The 4715-nt window shown below is 41.1% G+C and carries 7 protein-coding genes; 6 read left to right on the forward strand and 1 reads right to left on the reverse strand.

What is annotated here, in order from left to right; translation table 11 throughout:
- Together AC29Z1_RS13695 and ytfJ are read left to right on the forward strand one after the other, a co-directional pair.
- A partial coding sequence (locus AC29Z1_RS13695) for a DUF2953 domain-containing protein (protein ID WP_488272013.1) occupies positions 1–483 on the forward strand: 483 nt, incomplete at its 5' end.
- Entirely contained in the window at positions 476–904 is a 429-nt protein-coding gene (gene ytfJ / locus AC29Z1_RS13700; RefSeq protein ID WP_488272014.1) for a GerW family sporulation protein, read from the forward strand. The genes AC29Z1_RS13695 and ytfJ, both read left to right, overlap by 8 nt.
- 80 nt (positions 905–984) lie before the next feature.
- On the opposite strand, the gene AC29Z1_RS13705 is transcribed toward ytfJ, so the two are convergent.
- Positions 985–1179, reverse strand: a complete 195-nt coding sequence (locus AC29Z1_RS13705) for a rubrerythrin family protein (protein WP_488272015.1) — start codon at positions 1177–1179, stop codon at positions 985–987.
- Between the two features lie 234 nt (positions 1180–1413).
- Here AC29Z1_RS13705 and AC29Z1_RS13710 point away from each other — a divergent pair, with 234 nt between their 5' ends.
- The 4 genes from AC29Z1_RS13710 to AC29Z1_RS13725 all read left to right on the forward strand — a co-directional run.
- Entirely contained in the window at positions 1414–2562 is a 1149-nt protein-coding gene (locus tag AC29Z1_RS13710; RefSeq protein WP_488272016.1) for a D-alanyl-D-alanine carboxypeptidase family protein, read from the forward strand.
- 72 nt (positions 2563–2634) lie between these two features.
- On the forward strand, positions 2635–3216 hold the full coding sequence (locus tag AC29Z1_RS13715; protein WP_488272017.1) for a nucleoside recognition domain-containing protein: 582 nt from the start codon (positions 2635–2637) through the stop codon (positions 3214–3216).
- 17 nt (positions 3217–3233) lie between these two features.
- Positions 3234–3773 (forward strand): spore maturation protein, encoded by a 540-nt coding sequence (locus AC29Z1_RS13720; RefSeq protein ID WP_488272018.1) that lies wholly within the window; start codon positions 3234–3236, stop codon positions 3771–3773.
- A 107-nt stretch (positions 3774–3880) separates the two neighbouring features.
- Positions 3881–4715, forward strand: an 835-nt coding sequence (locus tag AC29Z1_RS13725) for an FAD-dependent oxidoreductase (protein WP_488272019.1), incomplete at its 3' end; no start/stop codon positions are given.

Raw genomic sequence — 4715 nt, forward strand, 5'->3', positions numbered from 1 at the left:
TTGCCCTGGATTACTTCAACGATACACGCTTCTCATGCCAAAACGAAGACACGGGTAGAGCGTGAGCAGCGTTTCGTAAAAAAAGTAGTAACCATATTAGTTCACAATCCTAGACGATTCTTGCGTTTACTTAGAAAAAGCAGAAAACTTTTTCGCAGCTATCAGTACTATACTAACCAGTTAACTCAAAAAATGCATTGTGACAGGTTGGACATTAAGATTGTTTATGGTTTTGAGGATGCGGCAGTTACGGGTGTCATGATGGGGATATTGGCTGCCATACTGGAAACATTGCTGAGAACATTACCCCAAAGATTGATCATGGATGCTGAACCTACAGTAAAATTAATGCCAAAATATGGATGCGACTATTTGGAGGCTGAGCTAAGGTGTATATTCAGAATCAGACTTGGTAATGTTATTACTGCAAGTATGGCAAGAATAGTACATTCATCGCACAAGGAGGCGACTCGCAGTGGCTGATCATCCGATACAGGGTTTAATGAAAACAGCTATGGAAAGTATCAAGGGTATGGTCGATGTCAATACCATTGTTGGTGACACCGTGGAGGCTCCTGATGGAACCGTTATTATTCCTATATCGCGGGTAACCTTTGGATTTGCGGCTGGTGGCGGCGACTATGAGGCCGAAAATACAGCAGCTAACAGCCATCCTTTTGGTGGCGCCAGCGGGGCTGGTATAAGTGTAAAACCGGTAGGTTTTTTAGTTTGTTCGCCAACAAATGGAGTGCGGTTTATGTCCGTGGAAAGCAATCTTTTATATGACCGGCTTATTGATTTGGTGCCACAAGTAATCAATAAAATTGAAAGTATGCTTGGAAATGGCAATGACGAAGAAAACGATATGGAAGAGCTTGCCAAAACCGCAGAAACCCAGGCATAATCTCAGCTTCATGTAAGTGATAATCGTACTATATATGTAAAAACCCACACATAATTGTGTGGGTTTTTACATATATAGTACTAATTGTTCGCTAAATCATCCAATTTCTCCTTGATTTGGGTGGCATGCAATGCTTCGGCTTCTGCGAAATGTCTGAACATCTTAGATACTTCTTGGTCTTTAATACGATCGGCAAATGACTGATAATCACGCACAAGCTCTTGCTTTTGTGTAAGAGTGGTGCGTAGCGAAGTTTCAAGATCAAGTGTTTCCATATTGCTTCACCTCCTTGATTTGCTACTATTATTTCCGTCTTACGCTCAAATAATGCCACAATATTATTATCGACCTACGTAAGGGCAGTATTAGCGACTAAGATTCATGATGAAATGCCCAATAGCTAAGGCTAGGTAATAAAGTGGATTAAATTGGTAAACAATTACTTTTGACCTTCAGCAGTTTTGATTATATAATATTGTTTGATTTAGCCAATGCGAAAGGATTGAATTATGCGACGACTCAATACTCTTGGAATAATCTTCCTAATATATCTGCTACTTTTACCAAAACCTATATTTGCCGAAGATGTTGTACCAGAAATAACGGCCAAAGCTGCCATTGTCATAGAAGCATCAACAGGAAAAGTTCTCTATAGCAAAAATGCTGAAGAACGACGTTATCCAGCCAGTACTACAAAGATTATGACGCTGATAACTGCACTTGAATATGGTAAGTTAGATGATATTGTTACAGCCAGTGAAAATGCCGCCAGCACGGAAGGATCGTCATTGTGGCTTGAAGAAGGTGAGCAGCTTACATTGCTGGATATGTTGTATGGCGTAATGCTGATTTCTGGCAATGACGCAACCGTAGCAATTGCTGAGCATATCTCAGGTTCGGTCGAAAATTTTGCCAAGCAAATGACGGCCAAAGCTCATGCTATTGGTGCGCTCAATAGTAATTTTACTAATAGCAGCGGCTTGCCTGATGAAGAGCATTATACTACGGCACATGATCTGGCTAAAATTACGGCATATGGCTATAAAAATCCGCTGTTTACCCAAATTGTTTCCACCAAACACAAAGTAATTCCTTGGCCAGGTAAAGATTTTGACCGGGATTTATATAATGAAAATAAGCTGTTATGGCTCTATGATGGAGCTAATGGAGTTAAAACCGGTTATACTGATGCGGCCGGACGTTGCTTGGTTTCAGCCGCCAACCGTGAAGGTATTCAAATTATTGCAGTAGTTTTGGACAGTGAATATATGTGGGATGATTCCATAAAACTTTTGGATTTTGGCTTTAGTAAACTTACCAAGGAAGTTTTTGTCCGTAAAGACGATATTTTAAAGACAGTTACAGTTAGTGAAGGTAAAGCTGGCATAGTAAAACTGTTGGCAGCCAACGATATTATGTTACCTGTAGCTGACAATGAATTGGACAAATTTACAACAATTATTGATGCACCCAACAAAGTTACTGCGCCAATTGTTGCCGGGCAGAAACTGGGTACAGTTAAAGTTCTGTATAATAACGTAGAAGTTGGGGCTAGTGATCTGATTGCAGATCAGACCGTGGAGCGCAAATCTTTTTTTAAACTCATTTGGGGATCAGTAGTAAACTTCATGACATTTATAATTCGTAATTTTGCATAAAGGACGCCTGAAGGCGTCCTTTTGACGTTCTAGCCTGCTCTATTTTGTCATACATCATAATGGGTGATAGTGATGATTAACATAATTTGGTTGCTACTTATGGCAAGCGGTATTATTTATGCTGGAATTAACGGCCGAATTGAGGTTGTTACTGACAGTGCCATTAGCGCAGCAAAAAATGCGGTAGAGTTGGCAATTAATTTAATCGGAATTATGTGTCTATGGCTGGGGATGATGAAGATTGCAGAGTTATCTGGATTAATTAAAGCTATTTCTTTTATTTTGCAGCCGATAGTTGGTTTGTTATTTCCCAGTGTTCCTAAAAATCATCCAGCAATGGGAGCCATCATTATGACGATCAGCGCCAATATGCTCGGTCTGGGAAATGCTGTAACACCGCTGGGAATCAAGGCCATGCAGCAATTACAGACTTTAAATCCGCAAAAGTCCACGGCCACCCCAGCTATGTGTACCTTATTGGCTTTATGTACGACTGGTTTTACTCTTGTTCCTGCTACTATTATTGCGCTGCGCTCGGCGACAGGTTCGGTAAATCCTGCCGAAATTGTCGGACCAACTTTAATTGTTAGTTTGTTTGCCACTATTTTTGTATTAATTATTGACCGGTTATGCCAAATCCTATTTAGGCGTTAAAGGAGGACTCCTACTGGATGTTGATTGAATTAAGTGAACAGCTGTCAGTCTGGGCTATTCCTGTTGTCTTGCTTATCATTCCAATTGTTGGTTATTTGCGAAGGGTTAAAGTATATGAAGCCTTCATTGAGGGGGCTGCCGAAGGCTTCCAAACAGCCATCCGAATAATACCTTGTTTAGTAGCTATGCTGGTGGCTATCAGTATTTTTCGGGCATCAGGTGCTATGGATGCCATTGTGGCTCTTATGGCCCCACTATTGAATGTGCTGGGAGTTCCAGCTGAATTAGTGCCGCTAGCTATTATGCGTCCCTTATCAGGCAGTGGCTCTCTGGGAATGGCAACTGAACTGTTAAATACTTATGGACCTGACTCAATGGTTGGAAGAATTGCTTCCACTGTGCTGGCCAGTACTGACACTACTTTTTATGTACTTACCGTGTACTTTGGAGCGGTGGCTATCAGCAATCCGCGGTATGCTCTCTTGGTTGGGTTGTCAGGCGATATAGTTAGCTTTTTGTTTTCTGTTTATATATGTCAATATGTATTTGCCATGTAACTGGTGACATCTTGTTACCAGTTTTTTCTATCTCTACATTGTGGCACTTCCAGTCGGAAGGAATACACTGTAATGTGATGTTAAGCAGTGGAATGGAGGCGAAGTCCATGATTAAAGTAGTCGTAGTTGGGGGTGGCTGGGCTGGTTGTGCTGCAGCATTAGCAGCGGCTAAAGCCGGTGCACAAGTTGTTTTGTTTGAACGCACGGATTTACTTTTAGGAACAGGACTGGTTGGTGGCATATTCCGCAACAATGGAAGGTTTACGGCTGCTGAAGAAGCTATTGCTATGGGCGGGGGAGATTTGTTTGTAGCCATGGACGCCAATAGTAAGCATAAAGGCATACATTTTCCCGGACATAGTCATGCCTCATTTTATGATGTAACTACGATGGAGCCACTTGTGAAAAAAATTCTTCAAAATTATGGTATTGAAATTAGAACCAGAACAAGGGTATCCGGTGTAGTTAAATATGGAAGAAAAATACAATATCTCATTGATGATAACGAAGAAATTATTAAAGGCGATGCTTTTGTTGACACAACTGGGACTTCAGGCCCAATGGGAAATTGCTTAAAATATGGTAACGGCTGCGCCATGTGTATTCTTCGTTGTCCGACATTTGGCCCGCGGGTAAGTATTACTGCCAAAGCGGATGTTAAAGAAATAATGGGTAAAAAAGCCGATGGAAGCTATGGTGCGATGAGTGGTTCCTGCAAAATTAACAAAGACTCACTTAGTCATGAACTTAAAGATAAATTAGAAAGAGAAGGCATGGTAGTTATACCCTTGCCGGAAAATCTTAAAAAGACAGGAATGCTTGGGAAAAAGGCCTGCTCACAATATGCAATTGCTGACTATGCAGAAAACGTGGTTCTTATTGATACCGGGCATGCCAAACTTATGACTCCTTTCTTTCCGCTTGATATGTTGCGAACAATAC

Source organism: Sporomusa sp. (assembly GCF_057736855.1).

Coding starts and splice junctions, on each gene's coding strand:
- AC29Z1_RS13705 (WP_488272015.1), bottom strand. CDS start 1,179: ATGGAAACACTTGATCTTGAAACTTCGCTACGCACCACTCTTACACAA.
- AC29Z1_RS13715 (WP_488272017.1), top strand. CDS start 2,635: ATGATTAACATAATTTGGTTGCTACTTATGGCAAGCGGTATTATTTAT.
- AC29Z1_RS13710 (WP_488272016.1), top strand. CDS start 1,414: ATGCGACGACTCAATACTCTTGGAATAATCTTCCTAATATATCTGCTA.
- AC29Z1_RS13720 (WP_488272018.1), top strand. CDS start 3,234: ATGTTGATTGAATTAAGTGAACAGCTGTCAGTCTGGGCTATTCCTGTT.